General features: G+C 63.6%; 23 protein-coding genes. 1 reads left to right on the top strand and 22 read right to left on the bottom strand.

The window, feature by feature from the left end; all coding sequences use genetic code 11:
• Window positions 1-21 precede the first annotated feature (21 nt).
• From lepA to Q0894_RS04000, 7 genes are all read right to left on the bottom strand, one after another.
• Window positions 22-1,839 (bottom strand): translation elongation factor 4, encoded by a 1,818-nt coding sequence (gene lepA / locus Q0894_RS04030; protein ID WP_299231737.1) that lies wholly within the window; start codon window positions 1,837-1,839, stop codon window positions 22-24.
• Window positions 1,840-2,154: 315 nt separating this feature from the next.
• Window positions 2,155-3,150 carry a hypothetical protein gene (locus Q0894_RS04025; protein ID WP_299231735.1) on the bottom strand — a complete coding sequence of 332 codons (996 nt, stop codon included), beginning with the start codon at window positions 3,148-3,150 and terminating at the stop codon, window positions 2,155-2,157.
• A gap of 17 nt (window positions 3,151-3,167) precedes the next feature.
• Window positions 3,168-3,920, bottom strand: a complete 753-nt coding sequence (locus tag Q0894_RS04020) for a DUF1566 domain-containing protein (protein ID WP_299231733.1) — start codon at window positions 3,918-3,920, stop codon at window positions 3,168-3,170.
• A complete protein-coding gene (locus tag Q0894_RS04015; protein ID WP_299231731.1) occupies window positions 3,920-5,920 on the bottom strand; it encodes a hypothetical protein in 2,001 nt (666 codons plus the stop codon). Before Q0894_RS04015 ends, Q0894_RS04020 begins: the two co-directional genes overlap by 1 nt.
• 9 nt (window positions 5,921-5,929) lie before the next feature.
• Window positions 5,930-6,397 (bottom strand): hypothetical protein, encoded by a 468-nt coding sequence (locus Q0894_RS04010; RefSeq protein WP_299231729.1) that lies wholly within the window; start codon window positions 6,395-6,397, stop codon window positions 5,930-5,932.
• Between the two features lie 95 nt (window positions 6,398-6,492).
• Window positions 6,493-7,014 (bottom strand): hypothetical protein, encoded by a 522-nt coding sequence (locus Q0894_RS04005; RefSeq protein ID WP_299231727.1) that lies wholly within the window; start codon window positions 7,012-7,014, stop codon window positions 6,493-6,495.
• A 57-nt stretch (window positions 7,015-7,071) separates the two neighbouring features.
• Window positions 7,072-7,302 (bottom strand): hypothetical protein, encoded by a 231-nt coding sequence (locus Q0894_RS04000; protein ID WP_299231725.1) that lies wholly within the window; start codon window positions 7,300-7,302, stop codon window positions 7,072-7,074.
• A 31-nt stretch (window positions 7,303-7,333) separates the two neighbouring features.
• Here Q0894_RS04000 and Q0894_RS03995 point away from each other — a divergent pair, with 31 nt between their 5' ends.
• A complete protein-coding gene (locus tag Q0894_RS03995) occupies window positions 7,334-7,633 on the top strand; it encodes a hypothetical protein (RefSeq protein ID WP_299231723.1) in 300 nt (99 codons plus the stop codon).
• Here Q0894_RS03995 and Q0894_RS03990 read toward each other — a convergent pair.
• From Q0894_RS03990 to Q0894_RS03920, 15 genes are all read right to left on the bottom strand, one after another.
• Entirely contained in the window at window positions 7,630-9,978 is a 2,349-nt protein-coding gene (locus tag Q0894_RS03990) for a phage tail tape measure protein (protein WP_299231721.1), read from the bottom strand. The genes Q0894_RS03995 and Q0894_RS03990 overlap by 4 nt on opposite strands.
• Window positions 9,979-9,986: 8 nt before the next feature.
• Window positions 9,987-10,175 (bottom strand): hypothetical protein, encoded by a 189-nt coding sequence (locus Q0894_RS03985; RefSeq protein ID WP_299231719.1) that lies wholly within the window; start codon window positions 10,173-10,175, stop codon window positions 9,987-9,989.
• A gap of 53 nt (window positions 10,176-10,228) precedes the next feature.
• Window positions 10,229-10,582: a hypothetical protein gene (locus Q0894_RS03980; protein ID WP_299231717.1), complete on the bottom strand. Its 354-nt coding sequence runs from the start codon at window positions 10,580-10,582 to the stop codon at window positions 10,229-10,231.
• A 40-nt stretch (window positions 10,583-10,622) separates the two neighbouring features.
• Window positions 10,623-11,039, bottom strand: a complete 417-nt coding sequence (locus tag Q0894_RS03975) for a phage tail tube protein (RefSeq protein ID WP_299231715.1) — start codon at window positions 11,037-11,039, stop codon at window positions 10,623-10,625.
• Window positions 11,040-11,105: 66 nt separating this feature from the next.
• On the bottom strand, window positions 11,106-11,498 hold the full coding sequence (locus Q0894_RS03970) for a phage tail terminator-like protein (protein ID WP_299231713.1): 393 nt from the start codon (window positions 11,496-11,498) through the stop codon (window positions 11,106-11,108).
• Entirely contained in the window at window positions 11,495-11,923 is a 429-nt protein-coding gene (locus tag Q0894_RS03965; protein WP_299231711.1) for a hypothetical protein, read from the bottom strand. The genes Q0894_RS03970 and Q0894_RS03965 overlap by 4 nt, the downstream gene beginning before the upstream one ends.
• Window positions 11,923-12,279: a glutamate 5-kinase gene (locus Q0894_RS03960; protein ID WP_299231709.1), complete on the bottom strand. Its 357-nt coding sequence runs from the start codon at window positions 12,277-12,279 to the stop codon at window positions 11,923-11,925. The genes Q0894_RS03965 and Q0894_RS03960 overlap by 1 nt, the downstream gene beginning before the upstream one ends.
• Before the next feature lies 1 nt (window position 12,280).
• On the bottom strand, window positions 12,281-12,664 hold the full coding sequence (locus Q0894_RS03955) for a DnaT-like ssDNA-binding protein (protein WP_299231708.1): 384 nt from the start codon (window positions 12,662-12,664) through the stop codon (window positions 12,281-12,283).
• A gap of 171 nt (window positions 12,665-12,835) precedes the next feature.
• A complete protein-coding gene (locus Q0894_RS03950; protein WP_299231707.1) occupies window positions 12,836-12,997 on the bottom strand; it encodes a hypothetical protein in 162 nt (53 codons plus the stop codon).
• A 48-nt stretch (window positions 12,998-13,045) separates the two neighbouring features.
• A complete protein-coding gene (locus tag Q0894_RS03945; protein ID WP_299231706.1) occupies window positions 13,046-14,053 on the bottom strand; it encodes a major capsid protein in 1,008 nt (335 codons plus the stop codon).
• Window positions 14,054-14,076: 23 nt separating this feature from the next.
• The gene (locus tag Q0894_RS03940) at window positions 14,077-14,730 is read right to left on the bottom strand and encodes a hypothetical protein (RefSeq protein ID WP_299231703.1); all 654 of its coding nucleotides are present in this window, start codon (window positions 14,728-14,730) and stop codon (window positions 14,077-14,079) included.
• Window positions 14,731-14,819: 89 nt separating this feature from the next.
• Window positions 14,820-15,836 carry a phage minor head protein gene (locus Q0894_RS03935; protein WP_299231702.1) on the bottom strand — a complete coding sequence of 339 codons (1,017 nt, stop codon included), beginning with the start codon at window positions 15,834-15,836 and terminating at the stop codon, window positions 14,820-14,822.
• Window positions 15,836-17,233, bottom strand: coding sequence for a DUF4055 domain-containing protein (locus Q0894_RS03930; RefSeq protein ID WP_299231701.1), 1,398 nt, complete (start codon window positions 17,231-17,233; stop codon window positions 15,836-15,838). The genes Q0894_RS03935 and Q0894_RS03930 overlap by 1 nt, the downstream gene beginning before the upstream one ends.
• A gap of 9 nt (window positions 17,234-17,242) precedes the next feature.
• Window positions 17,243-18,559 carry a terminase family protein gene (locus tag Q0894_RS03925; protein WP_299231700.1) on the bottom strand — a complete coding sequence of 439 codons (1,317 nt, stop codon included), beginning with the start codon at window positions 18,557-18,559 and terminating at the stop codon, window positions 17,243-17,245.
• Window positions 18,522-18,980: a hypothetical protein gene (locus Q0894_RS03920; RefSeq protein ID WP_299231699.1), complete on the bottom strand. Its 459-nt coding sequence runs from the start codon at window positions 18,978-18,980 to the stop codon at window positions 18,522-18,524. Before Q0894_RS03920 ends, Q0894_RS03925 begins: the two co-directional genes overlap by 38 nt.
• Window positions 18,981-19,002 lie beyond the last annotated feature (22 nt).

Raw genomic sequence — 19,002 nt, 5'->3', positions numbered from 1 at the left:
CGTTGTCCCTAGCTGGTGGAATCAGTCGTTGACCCTGAGCACGGCAAGGAAGGCGTCCTGGGGAATCTCCACCCGGCCCACCTGTTTCATGCGTTTCTTGCCCGCCTTCTGCTTCTCGAGCAGCTTCTTCTTGCGGGACACATCGCCGCCGTAACACTTGGCGGTCACGTTCTTGCGCAGTGCCTTGACGGTGGAGCGGGCCACCACCTGGCCGCCGATGGCCGCCTGAATCGCCACGTCGAACATCTGCCGCGGGATCAGCTCCTTCATCTTTTCCACCAGCAGGCGCCCGCGACTATGGGCATGATCGCGGTGAATGATCACCGCCAGGGCATCGACCTTGTCGCCATTGATCAAAACATCCAGGCGCACCAGCTTGGCGGCTTCGAAACGCTCGAAGTTGTACTCCAGCGAGGCATAGCCCTTGGAGATCGACTTGAGGCGGTCGAAGAAGTCCATCACCACCTCGGACATCGGCAGCTCGTAGGTAAGCTGGATCTGGCTGCCCAGGAACTGCATGTCCTTCTGGGTACCGCGGCGCTGCTCGCACTCGGTGATGACATTGCCGACGAACTCCTGGGGCACCAGGATGCTGGCGCGCACGATGGGCTCGCGCATCTCCTCGACATCGGCCATATCGGGCAGCTTGGAGGGGTTGGCAACATAGATCACCTCGCCATCCTTGAGCACAAGCTCGTAGACCACGGTGGGCGCGGTGGTCAGCAGGTCCAGATCATACTCGCGCTCGAGACGCTCCTGAATGATCTCCATATGCAGGGTGCCGAGGAAGCCGACCCGGAAACCGAAGCCCAGGGCATCGGAGTTCTCCGGCTCGTACTCCAGGGAGGCATCGTTGAGCGCCAGCTTCTCCAGGGCGTCGCGGAAATCCTCGTAGTCATCGGCACTGACCGGGAACATGCCGGCATAGACCTGGGGCTTGACCTTCTGGAAGCCGGGCAGGCGAGCCACATCCGGGGTCTTGGTATGGGTGATGGTATCGCCCACCGGCGCCCCCTGGATCTCCTTGATGCCGGCCACGATGAAGCCTACCTCCCCGGCACGCAGGACATCGGTCTGATGGCGCTGTGGGGTGAAGATACCCACTTCGTTGACCTGCCAGTCACGACCGGTGGACTTGATACGGATCTTCTCACCCTTCTTGAGGGTGCCGTCGAAGATCCGCACCAGCGATACCACCCCCAGATAGTTGTCGAACCAGGAGTCGATGATCAGCGCCTGAAGCTGGCCACCCGGGTCCCCCTTGGGCGGCGGGATATCGCGCACCAGGCGCTCCAGCAGGGCGTCGATGCCCAGCCCGCTCTTGGCCGAAACCTGACAGGCGTCGGTGGCGTCCAGGCCGATGATCTCTTCGATCTCGTGGGAGACCTTGTCGGGGTCGGCCTGGGGCAGGTCCATCTTGTTCAGCACTGGCAACACCTCGAGCCCCTGCTCGATGGCGGTGTAGCAGTTGGCCACCGACTGCGCCTCGACCCCCTGCCCGGCATCCACTACCAGCAGGGCGCCCTCACAGGCATACAGGGAGCGCGAGACCTCATAGGAGAAGTCGACGTGCCCGGGGGTGTCGATGAAGTTGAGCTGGTAGGTGTTCCCGTCCGGCGAGTGGTAGTCGAGGGTGACCGACTGTGCCTTGATGGTGATGCCCCGCTCGCGCTCCAGGTCCATGGAGTCCAGCACCTGCTCCTTGAGCTCGCGTTCGGTCAGGCCGCCGCAGGTCTGGATCAACCGGTCGGCCAGTGTGGACTTTCCGTGATCGATATGGGCGATGATCGAGAAATTCCGTATGTGGCTGAGCTGACTATCTTTTTCGGTGTTCGACATTCGCTAAAATCCGCTTCATGTACGCGCCCCTGTACAGGTCTGCAGAGTTACCCCTGTCGAGCGCGCGTGTAAGATGCGCGCATTGTAGCGTGACAAGGGCTCGGTGTCGTCAGTCGGCGGGTGTAGCTCAATGGTAGAGCCGCACCAGCGCGAATTTTCCTTTCCTATCAACACCATTCACGCCTCCTTGTCTCGCTCAGAGCGATTCGTCTCACGGTTTGCGCGCCATCTGTTGATTGATACCAGGCACCCAGGCACAGAAAAACGCCCCGACCGCATGGCCGGGGCGTTGTCGCATGAGTGCCAGATAGACACTCACCTCGTCGCGGTATCGCTGTACTCAGCCGGCGAGATGCGCCGGATGCGCTCGCCGCTGGAGGAGTACAGATAGCCGTCTTCATTGGGGCGCAGCTTGTCGATGCTCTTCCAGCCACCATCGGGCGTGGGCTTGAGCCCGATCTTATTGCCGTGCTCGTCGCAAAGCTCGATCTCGGCCATCGGCCTGGAGTAGCTGCCATCGTTCTCGGGGTCGTACTTGCTGCCGACCAGGCCGCTCGGCGTCGACTTGAGGTTGACACAGCCATCGGCTGGCCAGTGGTCACGACAAATCAAAACCTCATCATCGGTTGGTGGGTCGCAAGCGCCAGAATCGACAGCCTCTTGCTGATCTTGTGACGATTCTGAGCAATCACCGCGCATCAGCATTGGCTGAAAGATGAAGATAACGCCCGATACTACTATCTTGCACTGACTGCCAGGGCATGCCCCTGTGGAAGGGGTGCAGTCATTCAGCCAGTGGGTAAGATTGCTGTACCCCTGGGCCGACTTCCAACACTCTATGGCACCAGATGACGTCTTCGAGTAGCACCAGGAGCCGGCATGTGATACATACCAGTAACAGCCAGCCGCATACGTCTCGTCCTCATAGCAGCTGGCAGCCGGGGTGTCCCAGCCCTCCGGTGGCACCCAATCGCTACCCTCAAAGCACACAGGCTCTCCGGTGGCGCAGTCTGTCAACCCTGTCAGCGACCCACCGCCCAGGGCGTCCAGGTTTGCCGGGTCGTCGCTGTCTAGCCCCTCGTCGGCATCCTGCCCACCCTCATCAGGATCTCGCACCACTGTGCCGGGGTTTGTGCCACCTCCTGGGCCGTCACAGCACAGGCTGTCTCGCTCGGCATCAGACACACCCACGCCAGCAGAACCCGCCTGATCGCCGCGCGCCTGCGCCTCATCAAGCAGGCTGCGGATGGCGGCATCCTCGCGGGCGATTCGCTGTATGGCCGACGTAATGCGGCGTCGATCTGCGCTCATTCTCGTTCCCCGGTAAACTAAATCAGCACGCGTCGCACTGCGCGCACGTAGCCGCTGTTGGTCTTGCTGGTGCTGTACTCGCTGCCATTGACGAAGCTCACGTCCCACGCGTACGAGGACGAACTCTCCGTCGCTGACCAGTAGTAGCTCGCGACGAAGGCCTCCGGGCCGCCGCTCTGGAATTCGGCCAGGGTGGTCTGGGTAGGGTCGCCGCTGGTGTAGTTGCCCAGCGCGGGGTCTACACGGTCTGTTGCGCCATAGCTGGTATTGTTGCTATGGGTCGAGGGCTTGAAGGCGCGGTAGAGGATGCGCATCTCGTCGAGGGTCGGCAGCGCCCAGTCGGTGTGCCCGGCGATCGACAGCCCCGCGGCGAAGTCCCGGGCGCTTTGCCAATTCAGTTTGCCGCCAGGGTCGCCCTCCGCCTTTGGTGATACGATCAGTGCATAGTCGGCGTCCATCTCATCCAGCATGATGCCCGCAAAATAGCCGCCACCGATCTCGTCCCCGATCTGGGCTGCGGAGTAGTTATCGCCTATCAATAAGCTCTGCTCATCACTCACCGCCGACACCTCCTGCCCACTGTAATCCTGCACGCGGTAGTAGTAGGTGCCATCTGCCAGCTCCTCGCCGTCGATGTGCTCGGTCGTGCCGGCGGCCACGGTGGCGAGGGGCGCCGGCAGGGCCTGCGGGTCCATGGGCGCGGTGGCGCGATAGATGCGCGTGCCGTCATGGCCGGTGCTGTTATTTGTCCACGAGATGCGTCGTGCCATCAGGGCACCTCCACTTCAAATTGGTTGCGGGGAATCTTGACGGGGTATGTGTGCTTGCGCGTGCCGATGATCTCGTCGACATGCTCGCGCCCGATGGAGGGGGCAACGACGTAGACGCTACCGTTATCCTCGATGCGGCTCTCGCCCTGCTCCGTGTCCTGCCCCTCGACCTCGGGAATGGGGCAGGATGGTGTTTCGAGCTGATTGTCCGGCGCGGGCGTGAGCCTGTAACCGCTCGGCGGCGCGGGTAGGCTCCAGTCCTCGCTGACGCTTTGCGAGCTATCCACCCGGCTGATCGACAGCCGCACATCGGTGTAGCGGTCGCCATGGGCGGTGACGACATGGCGCAGCTCGGTGACGTAGCCCGTCGCGCTGATCTCGCTGTTGCTCACCGCGATGGTGTCGCCAATCTCCACCGGCAGCAGGTCGCCACCGCGCGGTTTGTAGCGAAACGAGGCGTGGTTCTTGCGGTGGCCGGACCTGATCTCCTTGGCCGCCATGCGCTGCATCGCGGTGATGGCCTGGTCGACATCGCCCCGCCGGTCGTCTGGGTTGGCGACGATCACACAGCCGCGCTCCTCGAAGATTGACGGGTCAACGCGAGTCTCTGCCGCCAGGCGCATGGCACTGCCGGCGATCTCACCGAACTGGTCGATCGACTCGGGTGCCTCGACCTTGATCTCATAACGCTCGCGTTTTGGCTGGCTGATGTAGCGGGCGATTGTGGCCGAGAATCCCATGCCATAATTCGCCCTCGCCCCCTCGTTCGCGTACCACGACGTTTTGTCACTAGGTTTCACGCCGGTCTTGTACCACCCGTTAGGCGGCAGCCCGGAGACGACAAAGGAAACAAGATGCCACCCGCTGACGCCCTCTGCGGCGGCTCTCATGTCGGAGCGCGAGGGGATCTTGGCGCCCGGATGTGGCAACTGGCCCGTCTGCGACCCGATGGCGCCGTTATATGACCGACGCATCCCGAGCGTGACGCTATGCTCGAACGTATTGCGCCGGTAGTAGCGATACTCCAGCACGCCGGTCACGCGGTTGACGATCTCGGAGCGGGTAGCGAACTCCAGGTTGATTTCCCGGTGGTGGATCTTGTCGGCGGTGAGCGTATAGCGTGGCGTGCCGATGGCCCACGGGCGATAGCGCAGCGACCCGCTGCCGGTGTAGTCGAGCGAGCCCTCGACGGTCTTGAGCAGCTCGCGTACCCACTGCTCGCCCTCGGCGTCTTCGCGCTGAGCGATATTGCTATATACACCGCCGGTCAGGCGCTTGAGGCGGTCTCGACTCTCACGCCCCAACCGCTCGGAGCGCAGGTCGGAGCAGGCGAGTTGCAGGGTGCGCGTGTCGCGGCGGTAGGTCGGCACATCGACCCAGCCGGTAAACAGCGTCACCCAGGTGCCGGCGATCTTGCGCTGGATCTCCACCGGCCTGCCCTGGTAGCCGGTAATGCTGATGGGGCCGGAGGGCGGGCGGTAGATGATCTGGGCCGTGCGGTTATCGCCCTCGCTCGCCTGCACATCAAACGCCGGGGCGCAGCGGGCGGTGATGTCCTGGCCATCGAGGAGGATCAGCGTGGTGATCTCAGCGGCCTGAGCGACGGAGTGCACCACCTGGCGCAGCGATACCAGCGCCTGGGCCGAGGCGTGACGCTCGACCGCCTGGTTGATCGCCACCAGCGTCGAGGCCGGCTGGTCGCTGTAGGTAACGACCTCCTGCTCCAGCGTAGCCAATGTGGCGGCTGGCCGGAGCGTGGCGCTGTCGTCCACCAGTTGCGTGACACCCACCAACGTGCCGGCGGGGCGAATCACCGCGCTGTCGTCGACGAGCTGCGTGATGCCGATGCGAACGGCGGGCGCCAGGCTGGCCGTGTCGTCGATATATTGATGCACCGGCACCAACGGGCCGGCGGCCACATAACGCTCGACGGATTGCGCCACCCCGACCAGCGGCTCAAGCGTCTGCACCTGCAAATTGGTCGGCTTTGATAGCGCCATGTCGGCCCCTTATACGCTCGTGTCGCGGTCGATGGTCTCGACGATCTCGATGCTCAGCTCGGTGGAGCTGCCCGGCGTGGTCACCGCGTTCTCGACGCGGATATTGACCTCCTCGGCAGCGCTTGCGCCGGAGAGGATGCGCACCACGCCGATGGAGGCGTCGTCTTGCCCAAGATCGAGCGAGGCGCCAGCGGTGGCGGTGCCCAGCCCGGCGGCGGTCTTGGCCAGGGTAATCTCGGTCGCCTCGTGGCCGGAGCCCGGGGTGGTGTCGACGATGCTCAGGGTGATCGGGTTGGTGCCGGGCGCGGTCGCCTCGACTTTTTCGAGGATCTGGTTGTCGCCGGGGTCGTCATCGACGTTGGCGTACCAGAGCTGGGTGTCCTGCGGGTTGTCGGACAGGTCGGTCTTGTGGACGAGCGTCAGCGTGCCGCCGAATTCTTGACTACAGGCGGCGTCGGTGTAGAGCTTCCAGGCCATAGGGGTCTCCAGATACGCAAAAGCCCCGGCGAGTGCCGAGGCCATCATGCAAACGCCCCGCTCGAAGCGGGGCGTTGGTGTTGGGTGGTGTCGAGCTAGCGGCTGTCGGCGCCGTAGCTAGTCAGCTTGCCGTTGCACATGGTGATCCGGGTATGCCAACCGCGGCGGCTGTCGCGGTACCACAGGTTGTCGCAGCGACGGCCCGAGTTGACGTAGGTGTTCACATCGTCCGGCGAGCCCATGATGTGATCCACGTCCCTGCGGCTCATGCCCACCAGCAGTTGGCCGCGATTGCGCGCACGCACCAGCTCGTTGCGCGAGAGCCCCGCCGCTCGTGCCCGCTGATGAGTGGAGCGCGGCCCATCCAGCGACTGGCTGCTGCGCGTCGCCTCCCCGGCACTCCGGTAGCGGCGTGAGTCCTGACTGCCCCGGGTGTTGAAGCGCAGCGGCGGAAGGGCCTGCGGCGAAGGGCCCTCATAGGTGGAGAGATTGCCACTCACCCCCTGCCCTCCTCCACCGGGACAGCTATGCCGATAGGAGCCATCGGGGCACTTCATCTGAGCTTCAGCAGCCAGCGGCACCAGGCACAGCAGCGCCAGCAATATGATTCCCCTCATCCTGACCTCCTTGTAGGTTGTGGCCGATCAGGATAGCGCAACACCAGGGGGATTTGGTCACCACTTGCCCTCGGGGCAGTGCACCTCACCGTAACCGGGGATGCGCTTGAATCGAGTGCGCGAGGCCAGCGGGCAGCCGCACGAGCCGCACCTGGCGACATCACGCCCGGCGATGCGGGTGACGATGGCATGCGGGCACTGCTCGCATATCTGCAAGCGGCGCAGGCGCTCTTCGGGGCTTGCCTCGACCCGCGAGCGGGCGCGGGCAATTAGCTGTCTTGGGTTCATGTGCTAGGCTCGTCGAAAACAGGAGGCAACAATGAAACGATGGGTGGCATGGGTGGCAGCGATGGCCCTGGTGCCGGCAGTGGCGTCGGCGGACTGCTTTACCGCACAGGATCGCGAGGCTTTCACCGACCTTGCGCTGATGATTGCCGACCTTCACGCCGACGGGGTCAGCGAGAGGCGCGTGCTTGAGGTGGGCGCCGGCATTGGCGACGCGCCCGCGAAGGCGGCCTTCTATGAAGGAGTGCGCCTGATCTACAGTCCCATGCCCGCCAACCTGTCCAGCATCGTCTCGCTGATGCAGGCAGAGTGCAGCGCCGAGGCCAGTCGTTAGCGGGCGCTTGCCCCAGCGGCCGCCTGCTCCAGTAGCGCAACCAGCGACTCGCTGACCTCGCCCTCGGCAGCCTGCTCGCCCGCCTCGGTGGCCAGTGATAGCCGAATGTTGGCCACTCTCGGCGCCCCAGCTCTATCTGGAACACCCTCTTGCTCGCCGGTCGGCACCAGCTTGGTAACAGCAGACTCAACACTGCCGGCGATCTTCTCGCCCAGCGCCTCAAGCCCTGCCGTCATATTCTGCTCGGCAGTGTGGGCGGTGAGCTGGTCCTTGACTTGGGCCTCAAGCTGACGCTGTAGCGTCGGGATGAAGTTGCCCCAGGCGTCGCGGATCTGCCCCTGGCCGTCGATGGTGGCGCCAGGCCCCGCTTTATCGAGGATTCCCTGCACATCGCTCGTCAGCATCGGCTGGAACTTGGCCACGAGGGAGTCGGCGGTGGTGCCGAGGCGGTCGAGGGCATTGCCCGCCCGGTCGCCCGCCTCGCCGGTTTCGCCCAACCCCTCCTTGAGGCCGCGCAGCTCGTCCATGGCCTCGGTAATTGCTTGGGCGCGGTTGCTCAGCTCTTGCTGCTGCGCCTCGGCCCTGACGATGCCCTCACTGATATCACCCTGCTGGCCCTGGCCATAGCTGTGCGGGCTGCTGGCAGTCTTTTTCAGCGACTCGATACGGGTGGCGAGGCGATCAGCCTGGAGGCCTATCTGCACCAGCTCCGCGCCGAAGGCGGCCACTTGGGTGTCGAGCATCGCCTCGCTCAGCCCCTCAAGACTTGAGGTGATCTCGTCGACGTTCTCGGCCACGCTCTTGGCCGGGCCTGGCACCAACCCAAGCTCCTCGCGGAAGGTGTAGATTCCGGCGCCTGCCGCCAGCAGGATGCCCGGCCACCCGCCCACGGCCGCCTTGAGCGCCGTCGCTGCCCCGGTGGCGGTGACCATGCCAGCAGTAGCAGTGCCCAGCGCTGCCACCAGGCGCCCGCCAATCAGCGCGGCGGCAATCTCGACCGCCGTGGCTGTCGCCTCCACCGTCTGCATGTATTCGTCGGTCACGCCATTGGCGGTCTGGAACTCGCGCCCCATGCCATTCCACACGCTGATGACGCCAGTGGCACCGCGAACGGCGGACTCCAGCGCACCGGCCAGGCCGCTATCACCCATTTGCAGGGTGGCCTCGGAAATGGCCGAGCCGAGCGACTTGAAGGCCGGCCCCAGCCCCTGGTTGAGGGTGTCGGCCATGCGCTGTGATTCGCCCTCGGCCCCGGTGATCGCCCCGGTGTAGTCGCTCACCAGCACCTGCGCAGCGGCACCCGCCTCGGAGCCGAATATCTTGATGGCGTCGGCAGACGACAGGTTGGCACCACGCAGCGCCTTCAGCACCGGCTGAAGGCCGCGAGCCTCGATGTTGACGTCTTCGATGGAGAGGCCAGCGGCGTTGAGCGCCTTCTCGGCAGCCGGGGTAACGTTGGAGAGCTGGCGGATAACGCCGAGCAGGCCGGTACCGGCACGACTACCCTGAATGCCGGCGTCGGACATGACACCGATGGCGGCGGCGGCTTCTTCCAGGCTGACATTTGCCGCACGAGCGAATGGCGCCGCGTAGGAGAGCGCATCGCCAAGCTGCTCGATGCTGGTATTGGAGCGCGAGGCGGTTGCCGCCAGCACATCATTGACGCGCCCGAGCTGGCTGACCTCCAACCCCATGCCGCCCAGCACGTTGGAAGCAATGTCGGCGGCGGTGGCCAGGTCTAGCTGTGCAGCGGTGGCGAGCTGGAGAATGCCAGGCGTGGCGCTCAGGATCTCGTTCACATCGAGGCCAGCCTGGGCGAGGAATCGCTGCCCCTCGGCGGCCTGTTGTGCGCTGAATTGCGAGGTGGCACCCAGTGTGCGCGCCTGCTGTTCCAGTGCGGCCAGGCTATCGCCCGTGGCGCCCGACACAGCAGACAGGCCGTTGATGGCGGTCTGGAAGTCGGCGATCTCGCGAATGGCCGAGGAGACACCGGTGGTGACACCGATGGCGGCCAGTGCGCCACCCACGGCGACCGCAACCGTTCGCAGCCGTGCCAGGTCTGCCGCAGCAGATTGCGCGCTGCTTGAGATGCCGCTGGTTGCGCCGGAAAACGACTGCGCGCCGGCCACGAAGCGGCCATTGGCTTCACGCATCTTGCCGGCTGAGTCGACATAGCGACCAGCAGCCCGGTCGGCATCCGACAAGGCCGAGGAAATACCCTCGGTGCCGCGAATGGCCGAGCGAGATGACCGCTCGACGCCTTCCAGCTCGTCACGCACACGGCGTACATTGCGCTCGGCGCCACGACTGTCGACGACGATTTCTAACCGGCTTTGGTCCGCCATGGTGGCTCCTATGCTCTGCCGCGTAGCACGGCCTTCTGGATCTTGACGCGCTCGGCGGGCGGCAGTTGGGCGATGCGATCTTGCTCGATCTCTTCGGCCAGCTCCTCGCGCCACTTGCTGTCTTTCAGCGCGGAGGCGGCCAGTTGCTCGGTGATCTCGGCGGCGGTGAGAGTGGCGAGCATTTCGCGCAGGTGCATTCCCAGGTCACGGGCCAGCCAGATGTATTGCAGCCGCCGCTGGCCCGGCTGGGTCAGGAGTTTTTTGCCGCACCCTTGGTGGCGTCTGGCGCCATGCCGTTGAGTCGCAGCGCGGCGTCATACACTCGGTGCAGCGCCTGGCTGGACTTGCGCCCCAGGGCGTCAACGTCGGCCTTGCTGAACAGCAGGGCGCCCTCCTCGTCCACCACGCTGGCGGCCACCAGGCAGGCCCGCAGGCTCTTGTCTGATACCAGCTTGCCGTTGCGGTCGAAGATGATGCGCTCGTACTCCTCACGGGCGGTGCCGAACATCTCGGAGACGATCACCTCGCCGCCCCACTCGGGAACGTCGACGCGCTCGGTCTTGAGGTCGGCAGCGCCGAGGATCTGGTCACGGGTCAGGGTCATGGGTACATCCTTGATGGCGCCGTCCGTGGCGCCGCGTTGATTACGGGCCGGCAGCTTCGGTCACTTCGCCGGAGATACGGATATTGAGCGTGCCGGTCATCTGGCCGCCGCGCTCGCCGGTCTTGGACAGAGACTTGACGTAGGCGTTGAAGGTGTCAGTCGAGCCATCCTCGTAGGTGATGACAAATTCGCGGGTCGCCTGGGCGGCACGCGCGGTCAGACACTCCTGCTGGCCGGCGTCAGCAGCATCACGGAACAGCTCGAAGCTGACGTTGCCGTTGTCTTGCAGGCCAGGGCGATACTCCTGCGCGGTGGATGCGAAGGTGGTGATGTCGTTGTCCGGCGCCTCACCATCGAAGCCACTCATGGAGTAGATCTCACCAATAGGAACGGGGGTGCCGGGGCTCCCTCCGTCACTGATGGTTACGGTGGTGCCTTGCATGTCGACGATTGCCATGCGGGGAACTCCTCTCGCTTGCACAAAAAAGCCCGCGCATGGCGGGCAGGTTGGGTCAGGGGTGGGCTAGTAGGCGCTGAAGGGGATTTGCAGCGTCATCATGTGCCAGTTGTCGTCAGGCGGGCCACTGCCCGGATTGCCTTGACGTAGGCGCACGCCATCGGCGCGGTAGTGAGCCAGGTGAGCGCGTAGGCTATCCGCTATCAGGATGCCGGGGCGCTCACCGACATTGCGCGACGTGAAGATTTGCAGAGCCAGCAGACCGGAGTCGATCACGCTGTCATCGAAAGCGGCAAGCTGTGCATCGCCTGGCAGCAAGGTGGCGCGCACCCACGGGCTGCCGGCATCCTGAGCGGCCTTCACTGAGGGCGAGGCCGGCAGGTTATTCCAGGCGATAGGCGCGTCATGCCATTGAGCAAGGCGCGTGGCGACAGTGAGGCGGATTTGCTCAAGCGTCATCGGCTGGCCTCACGCAGGTTGCTGAAGGTGATGGCGTACACGCCTGCCGGTGCCTGGCCGGAATAGCCGCTCTCAAGCCGTTCGGCATACGGCAAATTGTTCTGCACATAGATCACCGTGAACGGTGCGCCTCGCGTAGCGGCAATAACGGCGGACCCCATAGCAAGCGCTCGCTGTCCATCTGGATCGATGGCGCTTTCATCCGCTGAGTAATCCGGGGCTGACACGCTGACCACGTTGTTGCCACGGAAAGCTCCGCCAACATAGCCCTCAGGGGCCGGCCTTTGCCAAAGATCAGGGTTGCCCACTGGGCTGCGCTCGATCACGCCTGACAGCGCCTGCATAGCAGCGGCACGAGTGCGCTTGCCCACCTCGGCTGGGATCTTCTTTCCAAACGCGCTGGGCCTGGTGCCTTTCCACGCCATCAAGACCTCCTGAGCTGAATGCTCCACGTTGCCGACGCCGGGTCTTTGCCTACATTGATCACGCGGTAGCCGTCCAGGGTGTCGCCTATCTTGGGCGCGTCGGTCAGCTCGTTTTGCAGTGCGGTGAGCTTCACATCGGTGGCAAGGACATGCTGTCCATCGACCTCCTGAGCCGAGTAGCCGCCGAACACGCCGCGCCCGGTGTAGGTCTCGGTCGTGCTGGGATAGGTGCCGGTCGTCGGGTCGAACACGCTGCCGGGCACCTCACGGCTTGCCGAGAATGCCCGCACTGCATCGGCAAGGTCGGCGTCGAAGGCGGCGGCAATGTCCGCCTGAATGTCGTCACGCAGGCCCATGTCACGCCCTCCGCACAGCGAAGGTGGAGCCGGTGCCGCCACTCATGAAGGGACGCAGCATGTCGGTGGCGAGGCGAAGCTGCCCGGGCACACTGGTGGTGCCGGCGCTGTACTGCGTCTCGCTCTCTACCGTGTCAGCCTTCACGCGCTTTCGGATCACCGAGCCGCCTGTCGAAGAGTCGGCATAGAGCTTGCCCTGGGCCGCAAGCTGGGCAATCAGCGAGCCAGCGTTGATGATCTCGCTCTCGACGGGATCACTGGCGGTGATGCCCTTGGCGGCAAGCCAGGTGTTGGCCTCCAGCACGGCGCGGTCTTTGTCGCCGGAGCCTTCCCAGCCGGCGCCCAGCACGCCCTCGACATCGGCGGCGGTGATGTATGTCGCCATGTCAGACCTCCGTGACGGTCAAGTTCGTGGGCTTGGCGAGGATGACGGGGGTCTTCGCAGATTGCTGTCGGCGCTGCTGATTCCAGACGTGGAACTGCTGCCGCTGAGTCAGTGGCCCCACAGGCTTGAGCAGACGAACGCCTGTCGGGCGGATCTGTGGAGCGCGCGCCATCACCCCTCCCCGAGGCGCTTGCGTGCCTCCTTGAGCGACATTCCGCTAGATACAAGATTGGCCAGGGCGAGTGATACCTGCTGGCCGGCTGTTGGCTTATCAGCGGGCTTCTGATCGGCTTCGGCGCCCCGCTTCGCTTGAGTGGTCTTGGCTTCTGCCATGCTCGAATCTCCTCGGCATAGGCCCGCCAGAAGGCGGGCCATTAGGTATTAGTCGTTGACCTGCAGGAAGGCGAGGGGCACGTTCTTGCGGTTCCAGACGCGATTCCAGTTGGCGGCGGCCTCCAGCTCGGCCAGGGTGGCGGACTGACCGGCCACGCTAGAGGAGGTGAAGGAGAAGCCCAGCGGGTGGATCAGGTCGGAGCGGCGCGAGTAGATGATCTCCTCGCCACCACCGTTGCCAGCATCCGGATTGCGCTTCATCTCGGAGGGGGTGTTGACGCGACCGCTTGCAGACACCACCGCACCCGCGCCGAACAGCACGCAGGTGTAGGTGATGCGGTTGGTGCCAGCCACTGCAGGCATGGAGTCGTCGACGATCACGGTGTAACCGAGGTAGGTCGGGATGACCACCTCTCCGCGAGCATTGGGGATATAGACGATCAGGTTCTGCTTCTGCAGTCGGGTATAGATCACCGAGTGCATGGCGATCGCCTGCAGGCTGGAGGCGTGATCACCCATGGTCTGCTTGGCATCCAGCACCACGTCAGCATTGATGCGCTCGTCATCCGTGACGGCGCCGGCGGCATCAGTGGCCACGCTCTTGAGCATGTCACCACCATCGTTGGCCACGTTATCGGCCAGAATGCCCAGGCAAGAGCGGATCAGGCGCTTCTCGTTGGTGGTTGCCCAGTACTCGCCAACGCGCCCAGTGATGGCCCCGACTGGATCCTGCAGGGCCAGCTCCCGAGACAGGTCCATGGTGGACCAGCTCTGGTTCTGCGCGGCCAGGCGGAAGGTCATTTTCTGGCTCGACACCTTCTTGGGGGTCGAGGTGTTTGCCGGGTTGTCGTTGCTGTAGTTCGGCTCCTGAGTGCCGAGCGGCGCGAACTGGGTCAGCTCGCCGATATTGCCGCCCTGGGCGATCTGCGCCTGGACGGACGGGTCTTCGACCATCACGCCGGAGCGAATGAAGTTGTTCAGCTCGAGCTGGGATTCCTGCTCGCGACGGGCAAAGGTCAGCGGATTGTAGATGTCCGCCAGTTGTACGGTGGCCATGTGAGGCTCCTTTTACGGTGGGGTCAGGTTCGCTCGAGCATGCGCTGGTATTCCTCGGGATTTTCCCGGGCGAATAGCGCTTCCTCGGTTGCGTTCATGTCTTTAAGTGACTTCGTAGCGGGGCCTCCGCCTTGGCTACCGGGGGAGCCTCCACCCGATGCCTGAGAGCCGGCCAGGTAGGCGTCATAGCGCCCGGATTCCTGAACGGTCTTCTTCAACTGGTCCAGCGAGGTGATGCCGTCACCTGCGACAGTGACCTGGCCAGACTCGTTGTCGTAATCGAACTCGAAGCGCGTTTTCAGGAGGTCTCGCAGATCCTCGTTGCGGGTGCCGCCCGCGCCTAGCTCGGTGACGATGTCGTTGATCGCGTTGCCGACCTTCTCCTTGCGGATGTCGGAGATCAGCTTGTCGTAAGCGCGGCGCTGCTCGTCGGCCTTCTCGTCCATCAGGCGCTGGAGCTTCTCGAGGTCGCCGTCGGCGCGGGCCTTGTCTTCCTCGGCCTGGCGCTTCTCCTCATCGACAGCCTTGAGCTTGTCGGCCAGCTCCTTCTTCTCGTCCTTGAGGTTCTGATTCGTGACCTTGAGGCCCTTCACCTCATCGTCGACCTTGGCGGTGACTTCGTCCTCGGTGTAGACGGTGATCGTCTGGCCTTCGTGCTCTACCTGAATCGGCATCATCAGCTCCTGTGTTGATGCGTTCGCCCGCTGCCTGCGGGCAAAAGAAAGCCCCGCTCGATGGCGGGGCCGTGGTAATCGGTGTAGGGGTGCTACTGCATCGTAAGGTCGTATCTCTGCCGGAGCTGGTCCAAGGTCAGCGAGCGCCCCATGTCGTCCACGAACTGGTCAATGCGAACCTTGCCGGCGAGAAAAAGGCCGGCCTTCTCTTTGCCCAGCACATCCTCGACGAACTCTCGTGGCTGACGCTTAAGCCAGCCGCCATACGTCACACGAGAATCCACCGGCCCATCCATCGAGGCGCGATCGCCAACGGCTGCGATGCGGTACTCCTCTTTGATAACGGGGCGCATCAGGCTGCGGCAGTTGTAGTGAGCAGGTGGTCGAGGCCCACTGTTGAGGGAGTACACGACACCATCACGAGCTCGGCATACCGCTGATGTGCGCCCGTCGAGTGTGCTGGTCCACTTCTCGCCTTCGAGGATGTCGCTGTTGGCGGTGTACACCTCGTTGCGTGCTGCCCCGCTTATTCCGTTGACCGCTGTACGAATCACCGCCTCGGCTTGCCGGCGGCTACGGGTCTGCACCAACTCCGCCACACCTCGGGCCAACTCCTGCTGTGTCTTGCCCTCCAGCACTCCGGCCCTTACGAGACTGAGAGCATCGCGACCCACCGCCTCATCGAACTCCTTGAACATCTGCGGGATGGTCAACCGCTTGATCTCGTCACCGGCCACCAGCGTCAACTGCCGGCGGGTCATGACGGCGGCCACCATGTCGGCCTGAACACCCTGGGCGAGGTCGACGGTCACAGAGGCGCCCAGCAGGCGCTCGGCAAAGTCGACCTCCTGTGTGGCGATCTCATCCAGCTCAAGGCGGCCTTGCAGCGACTCGACGCCCTCGGTCACCAGTACGCGAATATCGCGCTCCAGCTCCAGCATGCGGCTCATGCCGAACTCGGTAGCGTCGGCAGCCGCGATACGGCCTCGCAAGTCCTTTGCGAGTTGACGCAGCACCGGCAAGGCGCGCTTGATCTGGCCGCTGCTGAGGCGTTGAAGGAGAACCTGATGCCTCACAAGCCTTTCCAACAGCTTCCATTCAGCGGTCATTACAGCGCTCCGATGGTGGTACCGCCGGCCTGGGCCTCGTCATCGATTTCCTCATCCGTCCGCTTGGGGTCAATGCCCCCCGTGCGACGACGCCAGTCGCGGTAGTCCTTCTTGGCGATCAGGCCGCGATCCAGCTCCTGAATGCGAGCGATGACCTCCTGAGGGTCGGCATCTTCAGCGTAGAACTGCTGGTTGAGTTGATAGCTGACGTTGCCGGTACCACCCATGAAGCCCAGGGCCCAGCGTAGAGCCTTCTCAAGACCATTGCTGACATTGGTAGCCACGCTGGACAGGCTCGCGTTTTCGGCGCCGCTGCGAGCCCTGACGGCCTCGGCTGTTTCATTCTGGCCACGCTGCTCGATCAGCCGAGCGCCGATGGCCAGCATCTGCCGCTCTTTCTGCTCCATCAGCGAAAGCGGGAGATTGCGCTCCTCAGCCTGAACCATGGCAATGCTGCCACCCTTGGTCTGGATACCGCGGCGGCTACCGACCTGCACGCCGTTCGGGTTCAGCTCTTGCCACTGATTCGAGTCCATGTCGCCGATATCAACGTGGAGCATCGGCTGGCCGCATAGAAACGCTGCTTCCTCGAGGTCGGCACTGTTGCGGTAATGAGCAATGTTCAGATCAGCGATGTCGAGCAGCAGCGGCTTGTCTGGAATCTCATCGTTATTCTTGGCGCCCAGGAACTGGAACGGGATCTCCCGCCAGGCGTTGCCGGCAGCATCGCGAGGCGTGACCTTATCGCCGGCCGGCTTGCTGTCTCGGTACACCTCCTGGGTGTAAACGCCATCCTCGAGCCGAAGAACGCGGTACTGCTTCTCCCAGTTGCGCTCGAACTCATCGATCTCATCCTCGTAGGCCTCTTGCAGCACCACGAGTGTCAGGGCCTCGCCCTCGCGACGCCAATTGATGATGCTCTGGCTGTCGTAAAAGCGAAGCGTGGCCTTCATGCCGCGAGTCTGCTCACGGGTCAGGCCGTCCTCGGCCTCGGGGTAGTCCACCAGGACGCCGGCGCGACCCGATTGCTCCAGGGCGGAGACGCACAGCTTGGCGAACTGCTCCAGGGCCATGCCGGAGCCATCGGCGTCCTCGAGCATGTAGTCGATGCTCGCCGGCAGGTCAGCAGCCGGCGGCTTGCGGAAGACACCGCCCAGCATTCCTTCATGAGTGCGGCCAGTGACCCCCAACCAGGAGGCGCGCTGTAGGTAAGCAGCATAGCGCTCGTCAGCCTCTTGCTTGAGCTCTCCTGCCAGCCGCTCATAGCCACTCACAGGATGCGGCAGGTAAGCCGTGCGGGCGCCCTTGATGGCGTCCGTACCCGCCACGGCATCGCGCACGCGCTGGGCTTTCTTTTCATGCGCGATGTACGCGGGATGCGGTGTTTCGACGGGCATGGTGGCTCCTCAGAAACGGATATGGCCAATGCTGGCCGGCTTGTTGATCGGGTAGTCCTTCACGATGAAGTAACCGGCTGCGTCGTTCGGGTGGTCCTTGTCGTTCTCTTTGTCAGGCTCGCCTTGTTTGCTCCAAGCCTGCTGCTCCAGGGCGTCGGTGTAGGTTGGGCAGGCGTACGGATTCACCTTGTACCGACGCTCTCCCTTCGCATTGCAGAACGCCGCATTCATCGAATTAACCCGGTCTTTGACTGGGGGGTTGCTGGCATTCACCACCACCCGAAATCCGGCGTCTCGAAGTTGTGCGATGTCGGTGGTAGAGGCATTGACCGATCGGCGCGAGTCGCCCGAGGCGTCAGGGTAGACGTGGATCTCGCAAGTCTTGGTGTAGTCGTTGCCGTCATAGCGCCAATAGCGCTCTTTAATGCGGCGGATCATATCGGGCGTGTCATAGCCGCCCATGATCTCGTCCACCGCCCTGGGATGGCCGTCACGCTTCACATGGGTCACCGCCGCCATCTTGCCGACGTTGAAGTCCATGCCGATGAACAGTGGCTCGCCCTGCCGCACGGTGTCCATACAGGCATTCAATGCCCGATCGAACTGGCGATAGACCGTGCCGGTGGTCAGGTTGACGAACAGGCCACGAAGGTAGGCGTCGATCAGCTGCGGCGGATAGGCCTCCAGGAGCGCGTCGATATAGTCATCAGGCAGGTTCGCCTCGTTGTCGTAGGTCGAGGCCTGAACCAGCCCATACCGCGCCGTCATCTCAGGTTTGTCGCGCAGCGCTTTGACGAACTGCTGATGGACGAACTTGAAGCCCTCGGGCGTCGTCGTCACATCGATGCCGTTTTTGAGGCCGGCAACGTTGTAGCGCATCCTCGCCATAATCTTGCGCCAGGCCATCTCGGCCTTGGCGGTGGCCATCAGGTCCAGCTCGTCGACCAGGGCGTGCCCGATCTTGAAGCCGACGATACTTCCAGGCTTGTCCATCGATCGGCATATCACGGTGGAGCGGTACTGGCGTCCGCTGTACAGGTGGACCTCGCGGTTAGCCTCTCGGACCTCGGCGCGCAAGGCGAGCGAGTGGGCAACCTCCTCGATGGTCGGATAGAAGATGTCGCGAATCTGCGGATAGGTCGGCGCGAAGTACCCCATATTGATGCGGGGATGCTCCCAGGCGTGGCGACCGATGCCGGCACAGCCTACCCATGTCTTGCCGGAGCCAAAGCCGGCCACGTAGGCCCGGAACTTCTGAGGCATCGCCAGGAACTGACCTTGCGGGCGGTTAAGCGTCGCCTCGGTTTCGTTCGGGGTTGCTGGCATCCTGCACCTTGAAGACGACATTAACCGGCTGAGGCGTGTCGTCCTGTCCGTCCGGTTCGGGTTTGTTGCGCCACCTGTCTGGCTTGCGATTGTTCAGCCAGATGGCGGCGGCAGTCGTGTCGGGCGGGTAATGCCTGGTTGTCTGGTGGGTGACGATCTCGCCCTGGTTGTTGAACACCTTTTCTTCGGGGTGGCTGTACCCGAGGGCGCGCTCATACAGACGAGTCGCCACCTCGGCGTCAGCCATGACCTTGCCGCTTTTTATGGACTCCGAAAACGCCCTATGATCCTTCTTCCACTTATTGATCGTGGACTCAGAAACCTCGAAGAAGTCTGCCATTTCGGCGTCCGTGGCGCCCAACAAGCACAGCTTGCGGGCCTGCTCGGCGAACGCAGCCTTATACTTGGTGGGTCTTGCCATGGTTGCCTCATCGAGAAGAGCT

It is taken from the genome of uncultured Halomonas sp. (assembly GCF_947501415.1).
GTDB lineage: Bacteria > Pseudomonadota > Gammaproteobacteria > Pseudomonadales > Halomonadaceae > Halomonas.
The sequence above is the reverse complement of the archived record's forward strand: the minus strand, read 5'-3'. Positions and strand labels throughout refer to the sequence as shown.